General features: G+C 27.7%; 26 protein-coding genes. 2 read left to right on the forward strand and 24 right to left on the reverse strand.

The genetic code is table 4. The features are described 5' to 3' along the window. Nucleotides 1–145 precede the first annotated feature (145 nt). The 11 genes from P344_RS07495 to P344_RS03600 form a co-directional block, all read right to left on the reverse strand. Entirely contained in the window at nucleotides 146–655 is a 510-nt protein-coding gene (locus P344_RS07495; RefSeq protein WP_248679125.1) for a riboflavin kinase, read from the reverse strand. Further along, nucleotides 618–1,058 carry a nucleotidyl transferase family protein gene (locus P344_RS07500; protein WP_248679127.1) on the reverse strand — a complete coding sequence of 147 codons (441 nt, stop codon included), beginning with the start codon at nucleotides 1,056–1,058 and terminating at the stop codon, nucleotides 618–620. The genes P344_RS07495 and P344_RS07500 overlap by 38 nt, the downstream gene beginning before the upstream one ends. Beyond that, the gene (truB, locus tag P344_RS03575) at nucleotides 1,048–1,953 is read right to left on the reverse strand and encodes a tRNA pseudouridine(55) synthase TruB (protein WP_025317516.1); all 906 of its coding nucleotides are present in this window, start codon (nucleotides 1,951–1,953) and stop codon (nucleotides 1,048–1,050) included. Before truB ends, P344_RS07500 begins: the two co-directional genes overlap by 11 nt. Nucleotides 1,954–2,576: 623 nt before the next feature. Next, on the reverse strand, nucleotides 2,577–3,344 hold the full coding sequence (locus tag P344_RS03580) for a type III pantothenate kinase (protein ID WP_025317517.1): 768 nt from the start codon (nucleotides 3,342–3,344) through the stop codon (nucleotides 2,577–2,579). A gap of 1 nt (nucleotide 3,345) precedes the next feature. Beyond that, nucleotides 3,346–4,509 (reverse strand): bifunctional phosphopantothenoylcysteine decarboxylase/phosphopantothenate--cysteine ligase CoaBC, encoded by a 1,164-nt coding sequence (coaBC, locus tag P344_RS03585; RefSeq protein WP_025317518.1) that lies wholly within the window; start codon nucleotides 4,507–4,509, stop codon nucleotides 3,346–3,348. A gap of 214 nt (nucleotides 4,510–4,723) precedes the next feature. After that, nucleotides 4,724–4,891, reverse strand: a complete 168-nt coding sequence (locus tag P344_RS06760; RefSeq protein WP_156028554.1) for a hypothetical protein — start codon at nucleotides 4,889–4,891, stop codon at nucleotides 4,724–4,726. Nucleotides 4,892–4,914: 23 nt separating this feature from the next. Next, complete coding sequence (locus tag P344_RS06975; RefSeq protein WP_162488600.1) at nucleotides 4,915–5,073, reverse strand: hypothetical protein; 159 nt, start codon at nucleotides 5,071–5,073, stop codon at nucleotides 4,915–4,917. Between the two features lie 158 nt (nucleotides 5,074–5,231). Next, complete coding sequence (locus tag P344_RS07065; protein ID WP_201773780.1) at nucleotides 5,232–5,399, reverse strand: hypothetical protein; 168 nt, start codon at nucleotides 5,397–5,399, stop codon at nucleotides 5,232–5,234. 19 nt (nucleotides 5,400–5,418) lie between these two features. Further along, entirely contained in the window at nucleotides 5,419–5,553 is a 135-nt protein-coding gene (locus P344_RS07900; RefSeq protein ID WP_269078579.1) for a hypothetical protein, read from the reverse strand. A 148-nt stretch (nucleotides 5,554–5,701) separates the two neighbouring features. Further along, a complete protein-coding gene (locus P344_RS03595) occupies nucleotides 5,702–7,039 on the reverse strand; it encodes a hypothetical protein (RefSeq protein WP_025317519.1) in 1,338 nt (445 codons plus the stop codon). Between the two features lie 66 nt (nucleotides 7,040–7,105). Further along, nucleotides 7,106–8,710, reverse strand: a complete 1,605-nt coding sequence (locus tag P344_RS03600; RefSeq protein ID WP_025317520.1) for a formate--tetrahydrofolate ligase — start codon at nucleotides 8,708–8,710, stop codon at nucleotides 7,106–7,108. 131 nt (nucleotides 8,711–8,841) lie between these two features. Here P344_RS03600 and P344_RS03605 point away from each other — a divergent pair, with 131 nt between their 5' ends. Further along, nucleotides 8,842–9,696: a bifunctional 5,10-methylenetetrahydrofolate dehydrogenase/5,10-methenyltetrahydrofolate cyclohydrolase gene (locus P344_RS03605; protein WP_025317521.1), complete on the forward strand. Its 855-nt coding sequence runs from the start codon at nucleotides 8,842–8,844 to the stop codon at nucleotides 9,694–9,696. 639 nt (nucleotides 9,697–10,335) lie between these two features. On the opposite strand, the gene P344_RS08160 is transcribed toward P344_RS03605, so the two are convergent. From P344_RS08160 to rbfA, 4 genes are all read right to left on the reverse strand, one after another. Next, nucleotides 10,336–10,893, reverse strand: coding sequence for an FtsX-like permease family protein (locus P344_RS08160; RefSeq protein WP_465165647.1), 558 nt, complete (start codon nucleotides 10,891–10,893; stop codon nucleotides 10,336–10,338). Further along, nucleotides 10,784–11,266 carry an ATP-binding cassette domain-containing protein gene (locus P344_RS03615; protein WP_051413774.1) on the reverse strand — a complete coding sequence of 161 codons (483 nt, stop codon included), beginning with the start codon at nucleotides 11,264–11,266 and terminating at the stop codon, nucleotides 10,784–10,786. Before P344_RS03615 ends, P344_RS08160 begins: the two co-directional genes overlap by 110 nt. Nucleotides 11,267–11,324: 58 nt before the next feature. After that, nucleotides 11,325–11,492, reverse strand: coding sequence for an ATP-binding cassette domain-containing protein (locus tag P344_RS06345; protein ID WP_081717393.1), 168 nt, complete (start codon nucleotides 11,490–11,492; stop codon nucleotides 11,325–11,327). Between the two features lie 659 nt (nucleotides 11,493–12,151). Beyond that, the gene (rbfA, locus tag P344_RS03620; RefSeq protein WP_025317523.1) at nucleotides 12,152–12,493 is read right to left on the reverse strand and encodes a 30S ribosome-binding factor RbfA; all 342 of its coding nucleotides are present in this window, start codon (nucleotides 12,491–12,493) and stop codon (nucleotides 12,152–12,154) included. 134 nt (nucleotides 12,494–12,627) lie between these two features. On the opposite strand from rbfA, the gene P344_RS03625 reads away from it, so the two are divergent. After that, nucleotides 12,628–13,500, forward strand: coding sequence for a hypothetical protein (locus P344_RS03625; RefSeq protein WP_025317524.1), 873 nt, complete (start codon nucleotides 12,628–12,630; stop codon nucleotides 13,498–13,500). A gap of 22 nt (nucleotides 13,501–13,522) precedes the next feature. Here P344_RS03625 and P344_RS03630 read toward each other — a convergent pair whose 3' ends face one another. The 9 genes from P344_RS03630 to P344_RS03665 form a co-directional block, all read right to left on the reverse strand. Beyond that, nucleotides 13,523–14,638: an alpha/beta hydrolase gene (locus P344_RS03630; protein WP_047797226.1), complete on the reverse strand. Its 1,116-nt coding sequence runs from the start codon at nucleotides 14,636–14,638 to the stop codon at nucleotides 13,523–13,525. Nucleotides 14,639–14,640: 2 nt separating this feature from the next. After that, nucleotides 14,641–15,036 carry a cytidine deaminase gene (gene cdd, locus P344_RS03635; RefSeq protein ID WP_038677597.1) on the reverse strand — a complete coding sequence of 132 codons (396 nt, stop codon included), beginning with the start codon at nucleotides 15,034–15,036 and terminating at the stop codon, nucleotides 14,641–14,643. A 27-nt stretch (nucleotides 15,037–15,063) separates the two neighbouring features. Next, on the reverse strand, nucleotides 15,064–15,489 hold the full coding sequence (locus P344_RS03640) for a diacylglycerol kinase family protein (protein WP_025317526.1): 426 nt from the start codon (nucleotides 15,487–15,489) through the stop codon (nucleotides 15,064–15,066). Between the two features lie 30 nt (nucleotides 15,490–15,519). Beyond that, nucleotides 15,520–15,996, reverse strand: a complete 477-nt coding sequence (gene ybeY / locus P344_RS03645; protein ID WP_025317527.1) for an rRNA maturation RNase YbeY — start codon at nucleotides 15,994–15,996, stop codon at nucleotides 15,520–15,522. Nucleotides 15,997–16,536: 540 nt separating this feature from the next. After that, nucleotides 16,537–16,854 (reverse strand): P-loop NTPase family protein, encoded by a 318-nt coding sequence (locus P344_RS06770; RefSeq protein ID WP_025317528.1) that lies wholly within the window; start codon nucleotides 16,852–16,854, stop codon nucleotides 16,537–16,539. After that, nucleotides 16,746–17,165, reverse strand: coding sequence for an ATP-binding cassette domain-containing protein (locus P344_RS08100; RefSeq protein ID WP_408069006.1), 420 nt, complete (start codon nucleotides 17,163–17,165; stop codon nucleotides 16,746–16,748). The genes P344_RS06770 and P344_RS08100 overlap by 109 nt, the downstream gene beginning before the upstream one ends. Further along, the gene (locus P344_RS06980; RefSeq protein ID WP_025317529.1) at nucleotides 17,089–17,436 is read right to left on the reverse strand and encodes a 6TM ABC transporter family protein; all 348 of its coding nucleotides are present in this window, start codon (nucleotides 17,434–17,436) and stop codon (nucleotides 17,089–17,091) included. The genes P344_RS08100 and P344_RS06980 overlap by 77 nt, the downstream gene beginning before the upstream one ends. A gap of 297 nt (nucleotides 17,437–17,733) precedes the next feature. Continuing rightward, nucleotides 17,734–18,042: a hypothetical protein gene (locus P344_RS03660; RefSeq protein ID WP_025317530.1), complete on the reverse strand. Its 309-nt coding sequence runs from the start codon at nucleotides 18,040–18,042 to the stop codon at nucleotides 17,734–17,736. A gap of 76 nt (nucleotides 18,043–18,118) precedes the next feature. Then, entirely contained in the window at nucleotides 18,119–19,774 is a 1,656-nt protein-coding gene (locus P344_RS03665) for a TcdA/TcdB catalytic glycosyltransferase domain-containing protein (RefSeq protein ID WP_025317531.1), read from the reverse strand. Between the last annotated feature and the right edge of the window lie 239 nt (nucleotides 19,775–20,013).

The raw sequence follows: 20,013 nt of genomic DNA on the forward strand, positions 1-20,013 counted from the left end.
TGTGTTTATAAAAAAAACATAAAAAAGACCCCTAATCATCATAGTAAACCTACTATAATATTTACTGGGCCTAATGCTTTTTCATAGTCTTAATTTAACAAAAAAAGCACTATTTTAAATATTTTTGTAAAAATTCTACTATTTATTAGTTGCTGTGAATACTATAATGCTGTTTTCAATAATTTAAATCACTGTTAATTAATTCTGATAATTCAGCAATGGAAGAAATTTTAATATTTGGTCGAATATATTCTAAAAACAAGACTCTAATTTCTTGACCATATAAATCCATGTTTTGATCAATTAAATAAGTTTCAACTGCTTCTTGGTTTTTACTATTGACCATATAAGAAGTTAGTGATGGATAAGAACGATTATTAATTAACGTTTCGGTAACATATACTCCGTAAGGTAATAAACACTTTCTTGGTAAATAAATATTAGCTGTCGGAAAATTAATTGTGCGTCCCAATTTTTTACCATGGTCAACAATCCCGGTCACTGAATATGGAAAGGCTAATAATTTATTAGCGCTAATTAAATCATGGTTATTAGTAATTAAATTACGAATATAAGAAGAAGCATGGCTGATTGGATCTCGTCTAATTATTGTAACATTATCTTTGCCAAAAAAAATCTTGTAAAGTTTCAACATTCCCGGCTCTCTTATTACCAAAAGAAAAGTCTTGTCCAACTACTACTTTTTGGACCCCATACTTTTCTTGTAGAATGGTTAAAAATTGGTGGGCAGTTAAGTAAATAAATTCATCATTAACAACACCTTCTAAATAATAATTAAAACCTCGAGCATCAATTAATTCTTGCTTAACTTTGTTTTCCATTAGTTTAGTATTCATTTTTTTAAAGTAATCACTAACGCTTTTTGATAATGTAAAAAATAACGATAATAAATTATTTTCGTGGGCAATTACTAAAGTAGCATCGATAACTTTTAAATGGCCTTCGTGTAAACCATCAAAAAAACCTAAGCACGCAATTTTGGGAGTACTATCAAAATCTTTTTTTCATCTTAAAATTTTCATAATTTTAGTTTTCATTTTCACCTTCTAATTTTTTAACATTAGGGTCTGGAGTTCAAATTCCCCGTTGGGAAGCAAACACATGACGACCAATATGTTTATAAATTGCTAATACTTTTTTTTGTTTATTAATAATAAAAATAATGGGATCAGTATGGTTAATAATTACAATTGGTTTCCCGTGTTTAATTTCATCTTCATAATGGTATAACAATAATGGTTGCTTATTAATAAATAACGCGTCATACATTGAAATAATATGTTTAGGTTCTAAATTTTCAATTTTAACAGCTCTGGCTAAGGTAAAATTTCCCGATAAAGTTCGTGTTAATTTACTAACCGTAGCAATTGTTCCTAGTTTATCAGCAAGATCAATCACCAAACTACGAATATAAGTTCCTTTTGAACAAATAACACTAAACTTAATAATATGCTGGTGGGAATTATATTCTTTTAATTTAATTTCATGAATTGTTACTGTTCGTGGTTTGATTTCGACATCCTGATTTTGACGAGCATATTCGTATAACTTTTTACCGTTTACTTTAATAGCTGAATATTTAGGGGGATATTGTTCATACATAAAACCATTAAACGCCGCAAAAACTTTTTTAATTTCTTTTTTCTTTAGTTTCCACGGCGGTTCTTCCTTAATAGTTTTCCCCGTAATATCACCACTATTGGTTTCTTGAAATAATTTCATTTCAACATCATAACCTTTATTAGCGCTTAATAAATATTCACTAATTTTGGTTGCATTGTTAATTAACACTACTAATAAACCCGTTGCCAAGGGATCTAACGTTCCCGCATGTCCAATTTTTCGCACATTTAATTTTTGCTTGATTTCTTGGATCACTTGATGGCTTGTTTTATCCTTTGGTTTATCAATTAAAATAACACCATCTTTCATCTGCTAAAACCCCTTTAAATCTGTACTTAAATTCATTATATCATTTAATTTGTTCTAAATTAGTTATATTTTACTAAAAAATCTTGATAATTTTTCATAAATAATTTATTATAATTACGTATGAAAAATAATTATTGTTACATTTATATCTTTCTTACAAATTATTAATGCCTTTCCTTTTGTGCTTAATAATTATTCTTTTGTAGCAGTATTTAAAAATAATTATAATCTTAAAATAGTTTGTTTTTCATACACTTATATTGAAGAGCAGATTTGGTTTTCTAGGCTGTTCATTTTACCAAATCTGTTTTTTTTATTTTATTTTAATAGTAATTATGACCATTATTAAACCCTTGAATTTTAAAAGTTTAAATGATGTTAAAATATATTAAATTGTCAAAAATTTGCAAAATTACTGTTGCATTTTTAAAAATAAGTGATATTATTTAATTGTCTTAAGTAGACAAAACAATAAGTAAATTAAGAATGCACATATAAAGAGAACATGTTAGGTAATTATTATATTTTAAATATAATAGAACGAACGTTGACCGTGTATGATACCTAAATGGTCTTTTAAACAAAATGTCTCAAAAAAAAATAGTAGTGAATACTACTATTTTTTATTTTATTAAATTATTATGGTGCAGAGCATATACTAATCCCTTAAATAATAAGAGTTTATCAAATAAATAATTTGATAATAACTGCTCAAAATGATAACTATTTCCCCCAGTAATTACAATAATGGGGTTTTTTAAATGAACAACAATTTCATCAACAAGGGTTTTAATTGCTAAACCATGGCCTTTTACCAAACCAATATTAATAGCTTGTTTAGTATTCTTACCAATATAGGCATCTTCATAGGAAATCTCAAATTGTTGCAATAATTGCGCGCGGGAAAATAAAGCTTCGCTGGCTGTTGCTAACCCGGGCATAATAACTGTTCCTTCGAATTGATGGTCCTTGACCATTGTAATTGTGGTGGCGGTCCCCATATTAATAACAACACTATCATTTTTATTAAACTCATGATAACTAGCATAAGCAACAGCTAGTAAATCAGCTCCTAAATTACGGGGATTAGGAACATTAATTGTAAAATCATCAATAACTAAATTTTTTTTCAATTGGTAAAACGTCAGATGATGATTACTTGCTAAATCACGAATAATTCCATCCCACATTGGGCGGACAGAAGATAAACAAATTAATTTAATCATTGCTCATGTGATGCCAATTTTATTAAAAGCAACATTAATTTTTTGCAATAAGTGTTTTTCAATAATCAAATTTTGACTCGGTAAGGTTAAAAAAAGATTAATTTTTTGCCCATCATAATTAGCAAACTTGATGGCAGTATTCCCAATATCAATTAATAAGTACATATTATTGCTCCTTTTGCTGTAAAAATAAAATTTCATTGATAATTGCTTTTGCAATTGCTAATTTTGAACTATTATCTACCGGTAACGCCCTTGTTTTTGATAATAAAATAATTTTATTTTCCTCACTATTCATTGCTGAAATTTCGTTAATAACAATTAAGTCTAAATTCTTATGCACTAACTTTTCTTTCGCATATTCTAAGTCAAAATTATTTTGGACACTAAACCCAACTAAGAATTGCCGTGTTTTCTGAGCTCCTAATTCTTTTAAAACATCAACATTTGTTGTTAATTTGACTTCCAACTCTGGATGATCTTTTTTGCTAATTTTCCCCGTTAATGGTTGGGCAATTTGGTAATCATTTAAAGCCGCACAAGCAATCACGATATCTTGCTCGGCATAATTTTTTAACATTGCCTGGAGCATTTCTTGGTTAGTGATTACTTTTGTGGTTGGGTAATTAATGGGAATATCAACATCTCCTTGCACAACAGTAAGGTCGGCTTTTGCTCACTGTAAAACATGGGCTAAGGCATCTCCCATTTTACCCGATGAATTATTTGTTATGTAGCGAATGCCATCAAGATATGTTCTGGTACGACCAAAGTTTAATAAAACTTTACGATTTTGGAACTGATCTTGGAAGGAAAAATACTCTTCGACATGGGCCAGAACATCTTCTCATTCCCAGGCGCGACCAATACCATAAATTTTGCATGCCAATAACCCATATTTAGCTGGTAAAACTTCCACCCCATCCCTGGCTAGGGTCTCTAAATTACGTAAATTAGCTGGTGAATTATACATTACCGTATTCATCGTCGGAAATACAATTTTATAAGCATCCGTGGCACTATATACTAAACTTGCTAAACTATCCGTAAAACCATTCGCAATCTGAGCAATAAAATTATGGGTTGCAGGATAGCAAATAAATAAATTACTATCTTTCGCAATCCTAATATGTTCAGAGGGATTATTTTTACTATAATAGTCATGGGGAAAAATTTCAGTATTAATTTCTGCCGGCAGGTTTTCTAAAAAATGCAGGGCGCCTTTGGTAAGCACTAGTTCAACATGGTATTTCTTTTTTAAAGCTTCATATAATTTTAACCCCTTAAAAGCAGCAACACTACCAGTAATTGCTAATACAATCTTTTTCATTTTCTTGTCTCCTTAATTTTGCCTTGTTAAGGTTATTCTATAATATAATGACCAAGAAAAAAAGAGATAATTATAATTATCTCCTTACTCATCATCTTTTTGTTCTTCAATTGGAATTAAATTATATCCTTCTAGCAATTCTTGAAACTCATCATCTAGTACTTCTTTATTAATAAATTCTGCTAATTCTTTTTAGTTAATTTGAAATTTCCCATTATTTTTTTTCAAGATTTTCAATAATTTCCGATACTTTGTTAGAATTACTTTCGTTGTCTTTACTTACCATAATTGCTTCTTTAAATAAGATTTTAGCAATTTCTGTTAAAGTTCCATAAATTGTCTTTTGTAAATCACTAATTATTAAAATTTTATCCCCAATCAAACGGTAATTTTGCTGAGCTAGCGCTAAGGTTTTTTTAGATGGGGATTACTTGCTAAAAATTGCTTAAAATCTTTATCATTATCTAAAACAATTTTTTTAATTCACCCATTTGCCTTTGATAATTCTAAAAAGTGGTTTTGAACATCTTCAATTAAATCGTTGCGTTGAAAGCAAATACTCATAACTATTAACCATTATTGTGGTACCGCAAGCAATTTTTTTAACCGCTTGTGAATGTAAATCTTGCAAGTTTTCATTTCACATTATTCACTCTAAATAATGGAAATAAAAAGTTTTAACATAATTTAATTTTTGGCCATATAACTTCTAAGCAACTAACTTAACTTTTTTTAAAAATTTTAATATAAGTATAGTGTAACTCGGGTTCTTTTTGATAAAGACGTTGGTAAGCATCAGCATATTCTTTAACTAGCTCACTAATGGTATGTTCTAAACTATAAGTTTTTTCGATGATAATGCGTTTAATAATATCATGTTTTTTTGTCATTGTATAGTTACCATTTTTCTTAATATAATATAATTTCTAATAATAAGATTGGATTAATTTGGTCCACAATATTTTCAGTTTCCACAATTAAAGATAGTTCTTTAATAACAGCATTATAGAATGGACTACCCCTACCAATTTCATTACTTTCCATATTTTCTCTCCTTATTAGACAAATATTTTTCTGCAACTCAATATAAATAATAAATTTATATGCTATTAATCTTATCCTATTTTCTTAAATTATGAAAATCATTTGAATCATATTTTTTAATTTTACTTAATTACTCAATTATTAAAAATTAAGTATCATATCCAATAATATAGTCATCATTTTTTAAATTATCCACAGAAGAAATAATGGCTTGGATTTTCATATAGTAGTTAGTACCAGATAAAATTGGATATTTCCGATCAAAATAAGTTTTAATGTATGTTAATTTTTGCCGATAAGTTGTTAATCACTTGTGGGCAATTAAATTTAATTCTTCCATAATTTCGCGTTGATTAACACTAATCGCATCTTTCCGTTTTTCAGGATCTAGTTTTTTAAATAATTCAGTTGCTTTTTTTTTAAAATTGATTGCATAGTCAATAAAACCAACCACCCCTTCAATTTTAATGGGAGTCACATAAATCCCTAAATCATGTGAACGACAATAATCATATTGAATGCGAGAAATTTGGGAATTTTTTAATTCATTTTGAACAATATTTAAATCATTAAATTCTTTAATATTATAAATTTTAAAATCAACATAATAATCATATGGTGTTAAAAAAACACTATTAGTATACCAACTATAACGAGAAATTGATTCAAAAATTTCTTCTTCAATAAATTCAAACTCACGGAAATAATAAGTTTCTGAACGTCAAAAACGCTCTAAAATATAAAAGATTAATTCTTCCCCATCAATATTTTTACTAAACCAGTTCTTTTGATAGTTAATGTCATTATATTTTTCTAAGTCCTTTTTTTCAAGGCGATTAATAGTATCAATCTTCTGTAAAAAAGCATCATAGCACTTGATAAAATATTCATAAAATCAGCGCAAGACTAGAGTGTATAAAATATAATAATAAGCAAAGTCTTCTTTTAAGACATATTTAATTAGTTTAACTAAACATCGCAATAAATTATTTGAAATCTTATTGGCTTTGTTAAAATGCTGGACGACCTGAATCATATTATCAGTTTTTTCCACACCATTGCGTCAAAAAAAGTAATCAAGTTTCCCATTATTATTTTTATAACAAAACGGAATAATACGAACTTTAATCGTAACTTCCTCTTCAACTAAATATTCTAAATAGCCATCATTTTGCGTATTTTTTGAGTCAGTGTAATTACTATTTTTACAAATTTCACTAGCAATATTCTGAAACATTTTTTCCCGTAAACCAGTTATTATTTTTGGTAAGTATTTAACAACCGCAATTTCTAATTCAATCTTTTCATATTTTGTTAAGGTCTTACAGCCAAATTCACCCAGGGCAATTGTTTGATAACCATATTTTTTAAACACACGGCGGTAATTATCAAAAATTGTTTTTAACTTTCGTTTAATATTGGTCTGTAAATTAAAATGTTTACTAACAATACTATTCAATTCTAAAAACTTTGGTTTCTTGTCCATCTGTAGCCCTTCTTCTATTGAATTTAAAAATTCCTCTTCTTATTAATTATATCTTGAATTAAAAGATTATTTAATGTTAATTATTGTATTATCTTGAACATCAATTACAAAGGCATTCGGATTCTTATTTAATCCTGGCAAGGTAATAATTTTTGATAAATAAACAATAAAATATTGCGCTCCCGAGTTTAATTTAATATCCCGAATAATTACTTTATTATCATGGCGATCAGCATTCCCCCAAATTGTTTGGTGATTTTTAGCCATACAAACTGGAAAATGCTTAAATTCCGAAGTATTATAATGCTTAATTTTAGCTAATGCTTCAGGGCGATACTCAATATTATTGGTAGCATATATTTTTTGACAAATTATATCAATTTTTTCATTTATTAAAGTATGGTTAAAATCAATAATTGGTGTATAGTGTTGTGGTTGATTTGCTAATTTAATAATTTTATTTGCTAAATCTGGTTGATCTTTAATTCCTAAATAATAAGTATTATTAATGCCATATTCAATTTTATTTTTTTCTAACCAGTGAGTTAAAAATTCAATTTCAACTGGTAAATCAGTAGCAAATTGATTAATACAAACTAAAAAATTTAAATGGTAATTTCTAATAATATTAATATGATGTTCCAAGTGAGTTAAACCTTTAGCAAGGCTTGCTAAATCAAGAGTATCTAATTTTTCTTCGGGCAAGTCTCCATTTAATTTTAATGCTTTGATGGTGACCACCAATACCGTACAATCAGGAGTAAACTCTTGATGAAAATTAACAATATCATTAAATTTTTCAAAACCCAAATCACTACCAAAACCAGCTTCACAAACAACATAGTCACTTAATTTTAACCCTAATTCGGTGGCAATAATTGAATTCGTACCATGCGAAATATTAGCAAATGGTCCACAATGAATTAAAGCGGGAGTTTCGTATTTGGTTTGGACTAAATTTGGCAAAATTGCATCTTTTAATAAAGCTAGTAACGAACCCGTTATTTTCAATTCTTTAATATAAATTGGCTCATTATTAATATTATAAGCAACAATTGTTTGATCTAAGCGCTGTCTTAAATCAGCAAGGTTCTTACTTAAACTTAAAATTGCCATAATTTCACTAGCAGCAGTAATTTGAAATTTTTCCTTGTGAACAAGATTTTTTTTAATATTAATCTCAACTTCCCGTAAAGCACGATCATTTAAATCTAAACAACGTTGTCACACAATTTTATTAATATCAATTTGGAGTGGGTTATCTCAATATAAAAAATTATCAATCATTGCTGATACTAAATTATTTGCGCTGGTAATAGCATGAAAATCCCCAGTAAAATGCAGATTGATTTCATTTTCTGGCAATAATACACACTCACCACCACCGGTAGCTGATCCTTTCAAACCTAAGACCGGTCCTAACGAAGGTTCACGCAATGCTAAGATTGTTTGATGTCCTAAATTATTTAATTTATCAGCAATTCCGATTGCCGAAGTAGTTTTCCCCTCACCTGATTTGGTCGGGTTAATAGAAGTGACTAAAATTAATTTGCCCTTACGGTTTACCTGGTCAAAATTATTATATTTAATTTTAGCAATATTTTCACCATACAAAATTAAATCATCAGTTGCTAAATTAATTTGTTTTGCAATGTTACAAATATCTTTCATAACAATCATTCCTTTCAACTAATTTCTTACTATGATTATATCTTAAATGCTAAATATAATATTTTTTAATTATTAAAATTACTACTTTTCATATAAAATATTGATAGATTACATTCAGAAAGGAACTAAAAATGAAAGAAAAAATAATTGATGGAAAATTAGTGGCCAGTAAAATTAAAGCTAAAATTACTGCAGAAATTAATAATATTAAAATGAATAATTACCGAACACCAAAACTATGCGTGATCCAAGTTGGCAATAACGTGGCTAGTAGTACTTATATTAAAAATAAGAAAATTGCTTGTGAAAAAGTTGGAATTTTATTTAGTTTACTAAAATATCCAGCAACAATTACCGAAAAAGAACTAATTGAACATATTATGACTTTAAATAATGATCCCGATGTTGATGGTATTTTAGTTCAGCTACCCTTGCCCGACCATATCGACACTAATAAAATTATTGATGCCATTGATGTCTTAAAAGATGTGGATGGATTTTCATCCCATGTACTTGGAAATTTAATGATTAATAAAACAAAAGTTGTACCAGCCACTCCCAAAGGTATTATGAGTTTATTTAACTATTATAATATTGACTTAGTTGGTCAGCATGTTGTTATTGTCGGAAGAAGTAATATTGTTGGCAAACCCCTTGCTAACTTAACAATTAATGCCCATGCTACTGTAACTGTTTGTCATTCAAAAACAAATAATTTATCTTATTATACTAAACAAGCTGATATCTTAGTCATGGCTGTTGGAAAACCAAAAATGTTAACCAAAGAAATGATCAAAGAAAATGTCATTATTATTGATGTGGGAACTAATCGAGATAAAAATAATAAACTATGTGGTGATGTTTATTTTGATGATGTCTACTCCAAAGTTAAAATGATTTCACCAGTTCCTGGGGGAGTTGGACCAATGACAATTGCCTCATTATTAGAAAATATCATGCACTTATATGAATTACATAATAAATAAAAAATAGTAGTTTTAAACTACTATTTTTAAGATAACTTTTTAAACTTAAATTGACACCACAGAATACTAAAGTTAATTATCAGAATACTACTAACTAAAATGATCGGAATTAAAATTCAAATAAGTGGTTTTTGTAAAAGATGCACCTCTTGGAAAATTAAACCAATAATTAATGTTGGCAAATAACCACCAATTAAGATAAAGAAACTTAGTAAAATTGATGACAGAATAAATGCAGGAATATTTTCTTTCTTTGATAATCTAATTTTCTTAATAACTCATATTCATTAAGATTACTAATGATAAAAACTTACAAATAGTTAATGGCAATCACAACAGAAAACACCCTCCAACACAGATAATAAAATTGTTTCTAAAAATTCTAACGCATGTTTAAAAATAATAAGGTGAGAATTATTATTAGACCCACTCAAAGTGGGTGAAAATAAGTCCAAATTAAGACCATATAATAAATAAGTTAAGAAAAAATAATAATTATTATCACTAAAATAATTTGAAATAGTTTATTTAACGAACTATAAAATTATTTTCCGGTATTTTGTAAATAGTAGGCTTTCTTATTTATCTTAATAATACCAAGGAGTATTCCCACAACAATTTTTTCCCATTAAACTAAAACTAATAATTATAAATAATCCACCAAAAAGGAAAGTTGCACCATTTAAGGTCGCATTCGAATAGTAAATCCCAAATCCGGATCCCAAGAAAAGACAACCCAAAAGCTAACGCTAAAATTGGTACTAAGAAAATAATATTTTCTAAAAACACAAGATAACGAATTTGACCGATTCGAAACCCAATAATCCTTAAATTCATATATTGTTCTAGTTTTAAATTAAAATTTAACTTTAAAATTATTTTAATTATTAATAGTGAAATTAAGATAACTAGCCCAAAATAAATAATGAAAAATAATGTTGTATTTGTTGCCTTTGGTTGAGCACTGCTAATAAAACTGGCGATTAATAAGTTTAAAAATGTCCCAATAAATAAGGCTCCAATAAATAAAGTACAATATATTGCAATCGAAAGCGGGCAATTCTTTTTAAATTGAAAAATGGCAAACTTAAACATTTTTAAATAACGCTTTCATTTTCTTTTCAATATCATCAAGTTGTACTTGGGAATGAATTGATTCAATTTGATGATCAGCAATAAAAATAATACGATCAGCATATTGAGCAACATAACGATCATGGGTAACAATAATTAAAGTTTTTTGAAAATACCGCACATTATTAATTAATTCTTTTAAAATTTGGTCACGGGTAATCAAATCCAAAGCACCAGTGGGTTCATCAGCAAAAATAAAATTATTATTACCAATTAAAGCACGGACAATTGATAATCGTTGTTTTTGATCGCCACTTAAATAATTAATTTTTAAATTTTTAACTTGCTCTAAATTTAAAGTTTTTACTAAGTAATCTAATTTATTATTATCAATTTTTTGATGATTAATTCGCTGGGTAATTAAAATATTTTCTTTGATTATAAAATAATCAATTAATTTATAATCATGAAAAATATAAGAAATATTTGTAAACAAAATTTTGTTAACTGTGGTTCTTTTAATTTTGTTAGATTTGTCCGGTTTATTTCAATTGTTAACGTGGTCGGGTTATCCAGTCTCCTAATATTAAATTTAAAAGTGTCGTTTTACCAGAACCACTAAAACCCATAATTGCTATAATTTCTTGATGTTCAATTTCTAGATTAATTGCATTTAAAATATTTGTTTTACTAACATTTTTAATAATAATTGCTTTTTTCATGTTTACACCCTTTCTAAAATATTAGTTTATTTTAGAAAACTTTGGGGCGATAACACCGTTTTAATTTTTAATTTTCTTATTTTATTCTGCAGAACGATGATAAATAATAATAACCACCAGAGCATTTGGTCAGGTATGATAGTTATTATTTCAAAGTCTGATTTTATTGGTTCCTTTTCTTCTATTAAGAAATAAGCAATTTTAAACTTTTAAAAAATAATAATAGTATAATAAGTTCCAAATAAAGTAGTTCAACCTAAAACAAATAAAGACTCATGGAATTGTTTAAAGGTAAAAATAACAAAACCAATTTGTAAAATAAACATCCATAGGGCTAATATTAATGGAATAATAAACTATCCACTAAAGAAAATTGCTTTCGTATTAAATTTTTTCTTAATTCAAGTAAACACTAATATTAATAAAACTCACAGAATCAGAGCTGGCAAAAAGGGAATCACGAAAAAATATCAACATAAAAATATTAAATACAATATTGGCAATAACTTCACATTAAATCTCTTAAAAAATACCGTAAGTTTATTTTAAATTTTCCTTATTGTAATATTAATAATATCGGATCTAAAATTTTAGCAAGATAGATAATTTATTTATTAATTAAAAGACCCTATACGGGTCATGTAATTTTCTTAATAAACTTATTCTTTTACTTTTTTTAAAATTGCCTCAATTTTATTAGCATTATCTAAGGAATCATCATAAATGAATTCTAACTCCGGGCATTTATAAATATCTAATTTATGTGCTAATTTTGATCGAATTTCTTTACGATAACGATCAATTGTGCTTTGCAATTCATCTTTATCTTTTGACATTAATGAGGAGTAATAAACTTTCGCATGACTTAAATCATTTGTTAATTTTACTTCACTAATTGAAATCCCACTTAAAACTTGGCCCTTAATTTTTCTTTGCATAATTAAAGTTAAATCCCGACTAATAATTGATTGTAGTTTTTCAATTTTAACCTGATTAGACATTTTTTTCACCTCTTCTATCAAATTGATATTTTTAATTATAACTTTAATTTCTCCCAAAAGATAGTGTTGATAAATACTTTTAATTCCGTTATGATGTAAATAATTCTAATAAAAGACATAAGTGAGGCATCAAAATGAAATGGTGAATTCCTAAAAAATGATATAAAGATTACATTTGATACTATAAAGTTATAATTAGTGGAATTGCCTTTGGTTTTTTAGCTTATGGTTTCTATATGAATTGTTTTAAAGAATTTTGATATGTTAATCCACGCTTTGAGCCATGAACAACTGATTATAGTTTAAAAAATTATGATGTCTTATTAAGTTTTTATTCTGTCCAAGTTAATATCATTACCATTGTCTGGTTAATTTTAATTATTTTTAATCATCATCGCGAGCAAAAACTCTGGTTTTTTTCGACAAATTTTAAATTAAGTATTTTAAATTGAAATATTTTAATGTTTATCATTTTTTGAATTAAAATTATTACTGGTTATAAAAATGGTCAGTTAATCATTAGTGATTATACTACTGCACAGGTTACTTGTACAGTAGTTACTCACTTTGTCATGCCAATCTTATTTTTTGTTTATACTTTCCTAACTTTTGGGGATTATAAAATTCATTGGGTTAAAAATTTTGTTAAAAAAGACTGGTGAGTTGCTATAAGTTATCCATTATTTTACTTTTTTTCTGTTGTGGTGCGCGGGGCAATATGAACAAAAGATGGAAACACCGCATGAGCTTATCCGTATCCCTTCTTAGATTTAAATTTCCCCATGGTGGAAAATGCTTCAAAAGTTGAATATAGTATGTTAATTATTGTTGGGTTTTTTGTTATTTTTTCGATGGTTCAAATTTTATTAAATTTACTAAATAATGCAATGTTTAAAGTGTTTGAGAAATACCAGGATAAAACATTATGGTATGAAAGAATTTGGGTTAAATTTAAAAATTGAATTAAAACCAAAACTAATAAAAGAAAAGATTATCAAAAAGAATAAAAGATAACCTGAGGGTTATCTTTTATTTTGAATATTTTTTAATAAACTCGGCAATTGAGGATAAATACTTTTCTGGATTATTATAAATTCCGCGCACATGGTCACCATCGAAATCAACCTTAACACTAAGTTGGGGTTTTTCACTCGCAATTTTATTTTGATATGCTTCTTCGCCCATTAAATAAGGCGTGGCATGGTCGCGTTTGTTCAAAATATATAAAAATGGTAACCATTTTAATGGTTCTAACCCTTCCCCGGGATTTAATTCTTCTGGATCATAACCTCTCGTATCAATTGCATATCTGCGAATTGCATAAAAATGATCAAAATAATTAAAACGTAATTTTAAAATATAGTAGCGGTATAAATCATTTAGATTAGCAACAGTTGAATCAAGAACAATTCATTTAATTAATTTTCGTTCTTTTTCATAATCTTCTTTTAAATATTCAACAATGACAAAAGTCCCCATTGACCACCCATGAAAGTTAATTTCGTCAACGCTCCCTTTAAATTGGGTTTTTAAAAAATTAACAATTGCTGCTAAGTCATATTTTTCATTGTAACCCATTGTTGTAATACTTTTATCAGATTCACCATGGTTACGTTGATCATAAACTAAAATATTATAACCTAAGCGTAAATAAATTAATCCAAAGAAAATTGAACGAAACTTGTGCGAGTTTAAACCATGGACAACAATTACTCATTTATTATTGTTTTCATTTTTAACTCAACTTTTAATAGTGACTGTTTTTAAATTAATCCCTTTGTAACCTTCAACATTATATTCGTGGATTTCCCATGACGAATTAAATTCTGCTTCGGTTAAATGCATCCCATTAATTTTTAAACGCTCTGTTAAAACATTAATATATTTTTTAGCATAATCTTGGATGTTACTATTTGGCAATTTTCGCCAAAAATTATGACGAAATGATATTCTTTTATCATGCATTTTATAAAATAACTTAATATAAATCTTGTTATTTTCCATATATTGTGCAAGTTCACTGTCGGTCACTGTTTTATAAACTTGGGGCGTAATTAAATCGGTACTATTTTCTAAATCAACCGTTTCCAAGTCATCATGGAACTTTAGTTTTTTAACTTCCTGTTTTTTCTTACTAAACTTCATAACTAATTTAAATCTCCGCTAGTAAAACCATATGGTAATAAATCAGTGACTTTAATCGTTAATGACTCGCCCCCCTGATTATAAATTTCAATATCTACTTCACCACCGACCAATTCAAAAATAAATTGGCGGCACATTCCGCAAGGTGAACCAATATGATGACTATCAGTATATAAATAAAGTTTTTTAATGTCTTTTTTTTGATATCCTAAAGTATAAACTTGGGACAAAGCTGTTCGTTCGGCACATAACCCAACGGGATAGGAAGCATTTTCCACATTAACACCCGCAACCGTCTGACCATCAGTTAATTCGCAAATACAAGCAACATGAAACTTGGAATACGGAACATAAGCATGGTCCTTTAACTTATTTAATTTATCAAATCAACTAATCATTGCTATTTTCCTTTACTATTTCTTGTACTAAATTTTTAAATAAATTTTAATAACATTAACTAATGGTGGTAACATAATTAGTAAACCAATCGCAATAGCTAAAATTGAGTTAATTAAGGTCGCTGCCGCACAAATATCTTTAATCTTTTTGGCCTTAATATTATATTCAAATGATAATAAGTCAACAAAGTTTTCGACCATCGTGTTAATTAATTCAAAACCAATTACACTCCCAATTGTTAACAAGACAATTGTTCATTGTAAATACCCAAATTCACTGGGAACTTCGCGTTGCAGTCAAATTCCTAATCCAATTACCGCAATTGAAACAATAATATGAATAATTAAACTTGATTCTTCTTTAACTGCCGTGTAAACACCACGAAAAGCATTCGCAAATTTATTACGTAATTTAAAGAACATCTTTTTTTTGTTTGGATTTCGAATTGCCATTATTTTTTCCTCTCTTAATAACTCACAATATTATTCTATTGGATTTCGGAGGATTTGTAAATCATTTAGAATAATTCGTTGTAAATTAAACATAATTTCTTCCTCTTGTTTAGTTTGGTGATCATAGCCTAAAATATGAAGAATCCCATGAGTAAATAAAAATGCTAATTCTCTGCGCAATGAATGTTGATATTCTGCTGCTTGGCTAACTGCTTTTGGATAGCAAATAAAAATATCACCAAGTGAGCGTAAACCAGTTAGTTTAAATAAATCAAGCTCTTCATTTTCTTCTAACGCAAAAGTTAGGACATCCGCCACATAATCCTTATGACAATATTTTTTATTTAATTCAACCTGAGTTTGTTCATCAACAAAATTTAATGTTAATTCTAATGGTTCAATGATTTTTAACGTTTCTTTAACTTTGTTAAAAATATTAATAAAATCTTGGTTAAAATTATCAATTGCAAAATGCGTCTCATTATTAATATCAAAATTATCTTCCACAAAATCACCCTTCATTTCGCTATTTATATTATAACAAATTAAAATATCATCGTAAAAAAATATTCTAACATCGAAAAATTACCAAAGAAAACCTGGGCTGGTTGGTACCACGTGGCAAGTTCAGTTAGAGATAGCGTTTCTAAAACAACATAATTATTAGTAGGATGAAATTGGTTAGTAATTTGGTACCATAAATTATTTTTTTAATATTTAATCATTTTAACAGTGGTTAATAAAGCTGAACCATGAAATTGCGGGTCATTAATTTCTAAAATTACTTCTTGGTTATCATCTTTCCCAATATCACTACTAAGGTTGTGCAAAGTTAAGAACCCATTATAAACAATGCTAACAGTTGGGGTGCTTAAAAAAAATAAAGAGCACCCCAATTAAACCAAAAATAATAATTAGTCAAAACCCTGGTTTAATTTTAAACATTATTGCGTTGAACCTCCGCACTTAGATCAATTACTTGGGAAAAATATTGCTCAATTTTGGGATCATGACCACAATAAATGATTAAACTATCTTGTTTAGAAGTTAATAAGAGATTAACTCTAGCGCTAACTTTGTTTTTTCATCAATATTACTTAAACTTTCATCAATAAAATCTTCTTTGTGTTGGCAAAGTAAATTAAGAAATAAGATAATTTGGCGCTGACCCTTTGACAGGTTTTCACCATTATTAACAAGCACTCTTGTTAAGTCAATCTTATTTGCTTGTAAAATTGCTTCGACAACCAGATTCCTTAAAATTGTAAGATCAGCATTCGGATTAAAATTAATAATTTTATCATAAACACTATTAGCGAATAAGTAATCTTGTATTGGTGCAAAATCATAACTTTTGCTCTTCATTCTGCCTCATTATCGGTCGTTAAGTTAAGTTGCTTATTAATTAAAATTTCACCCTGGTAGTTTTGTTTGAGGCGGCCAAGGAAGATAGCTAGTAAAGTTGTTTTGCCAACCCCAGATGATCCTTTTAAAAAAAGATGGTGCTGAAAAGTTAAGGAGAGATTTTTAAATAAACTAACCCCATTAATTTCATATGTTAAATTATTAATTGTAATTTCTTCAATTTTGGTTGGTAAATTATTTGGCGAAGGCGTTCGTTGATTCACAATTCTTAAATAATAATCATTCAACTCGTTGGTAAGCATTAACAACATAACTTTTATTGGCAATAAGGTTTGCAAATAAAGTACTAAAATCATTAAAATATAACGCTAACGCCGAGTAAAACATCAAATCACCAATAGTAAGGTGCTGGGTGGTAATTAAATTAACCGCCAGGTAAAAAATAACTAAATTTAAAAGTTGGTTGAAAATATTTAAAGCACTCTGTTGATAATAACTAGCTTTCTCTAAATGGTAAGTTGCTTGTAATAAATCTTGGTATTCTTTATTTCACTGGTAATAAAAATGGTTAGTAATTAACATCGCCGCTTGGTGACCAATTTTGATGGTACTTTGGGCATCATAGATATATCACTTATTTTGGTGGTCAAATTAAATCATATTAATCACTCCCGCCATCTTATTAACAATTTCGAATGGTGAATGGTTAACCGACCCCTGCCATATATTAGTTGTCTCAACATCTTTCATATTAACCGCCGCTATTCATTCACCCATTGTATTAACATTAAAAGCAGTAATTTAAAGATTAACTTTATCTTGAAAATGTTTGGCAAAATTAAATAATTCTTGGATATTATTGACCCTGTCATCACTAGTTTACATTTGAAAATCATCAACAATATATCAATTAACACAAATATCAAATTGTAAAATTGGATAAGTTGACGTAATAATGTTAATTTTTTTTATTAATAAGACAACTTCCCCGGTGGATGTTATTTTCAACAGTTCATCATTACCTAATAACACATATAAATTATTTTGATAATCTTTTTTAAAATTAACAATTCTATTATTAAATTGGTGGAGTAGTTGGTACTGGGGATCATTCATTTCGTCTAATGATGGGGACGAATTATTCAAATGGTTTTGTTTTGCTGCTAAACCAAGTCCATTTAATTTCATGTTTCCGATTCTCCTTCCAATAAATTAATTATTAAAGAAAAAAATAAAAAAACAAGTAATTTTTAAAAAAATTACCTTAAACATACTCTTGGCGAGCTAAATGATGATATAAATTATTATTGGAATTATCTGGTCAGTTTAAGTTCCCAATCAACATTTGGTTATCATTAATATTGTCATATATTAAACTATTATAGCGGAAAAACTTCTTATAAACTTGCAAGCGAATTTTTTTCTCAATAATTTGAGGGATAAATTCATTAGGCATATTTTCGTTAATTTTTTTTAACCAATTAACAAACAGATTAGCAAACGCAAAACTAATAATCTTCGAACCTGTGTGCGAAGTTGCGCTTTTAATATCAGGGATCAAATAATCAAAACGATAGTTAATAAAATTTAAATAATTACTATTTGATCCTTGCAATAATAAATCATGGTAAAAAGAAGATAATGTTTGGTTATTATAACTCAATAAATCATAGGTTTTTTGTTCAATGTATTTATCAATTTCTTGAATTGTTAAAATTAACCGGTTTAAAAAAACACTATTTTTTTTAGCAATTAAAAACTTATCATTATAAAAATCATTTGGTCCCCCAAACATAATATGATAACCATTGCTAATAATGTAATCTCCCAATGGCACAATTAAATTATCAAACCCAAAATGATCAATAATTTCAGTTAAAATCCTTTCAATATAACTTTTGGAAGTGATTCATGGGGAGGTTGGTTGGTGGTGCTTTAAAAAAATTTGTAAATAACTTTTGCTAATTAAAGTTAACATTTTCACTGTTCGCTGTGAGCGATAATCTAATAAATCCTGATTATTTAAAAGCATTAGGATCTCTCTTTTTAAAATTAACCGCGAACGGTCATTATCTTTCAAATTAAGTAAATAACTTGCTAACATTTTTTTATTAAAACTTGGTAAAACATCCCAGTCTAAATAAATCCCGCCATAAGCACGTAAAATTAGATAACGCAAACGATTAGAAACCGACTTTATATGTTGGCGTAAATTTAATTCCTTATTTAAAAATCAATAAGTAACCTTCCCACAGCGTAATGTTTCTTCATTAATTTCGCGAATAATTACCTGGTTGCTCGTAAATTTTTGTAATTCTCGTTGAGCCTGGTAAAATGATTTTTTAATTTCCTGAATCATCTCTTCAATGCGGAAAGCTAGCATTAACTTTTTATTAACTAAAAATTGCTTAACATTTTCGTTAAAACTAACATCGCGATGTTTTAAATAATAATCATGGTAAAACTCATTTTGTAACTTAATAATCTTTGCTAAATCATTGTTGGCCGCTTCTTTAATTTTTAAATGTAATAAATTGACTAAACTACTATCAAAATTAGTTCATAAATTAATCTGGTAATCCGGATTATAATAAGTTCACACTTTAATACAATTAGTTTGGCGGGCTTCTAACAGACCATACCAAATATAATGAATATTCTTTTCATCAGCTTCTAATTTACCATCTTGACGAATAAAATGGTTAATTAATTGAAATAATTGGTTAGTTTCATAATTTTCTTTAAACTCGTGAATACATAATAAATGTAACGCATTTAAATATTGCTCCTGTTCAATGGTAGTTAAAGTATCATAATTATTAAAAAACAGGTCAAAGGTTGGTGCAAATTTTTTTAAAAAAGTATCGCTTTGGGTATAAAAAAGTTCGCGTAGTTGGATAATATCTTGATGCAATAACATATACAAAGTTCTCCTTTTATTAATTAGAACCTGTGGTTTCCAAAATAATCTAAATAATCCGTAATAAAAATTATTAATAAACTACCTTCATTCCTTTAAAATATCAGTTACTAAAATAATTACTTAACTTACATTCATAAGTTAACATAAAATAGGAGAAAACAAAATAAGAAATAATTACTAATTTTAAACACTTTTTTTGTTAAAATTACATTTTTTTTCAAATTTTTTGCCATTAT

The sequence above is a fragment of the Spiroplasma mirum ATCC 29335 genome, assembly GCF_000565195.1.
Taxonomy (GTDB): Bacteria; Bacillota_I; Bacilli_A; order Mycoplasmatales; family Mycoplasmataceae; genus Spiroplasma; species Spiroplasma mirum.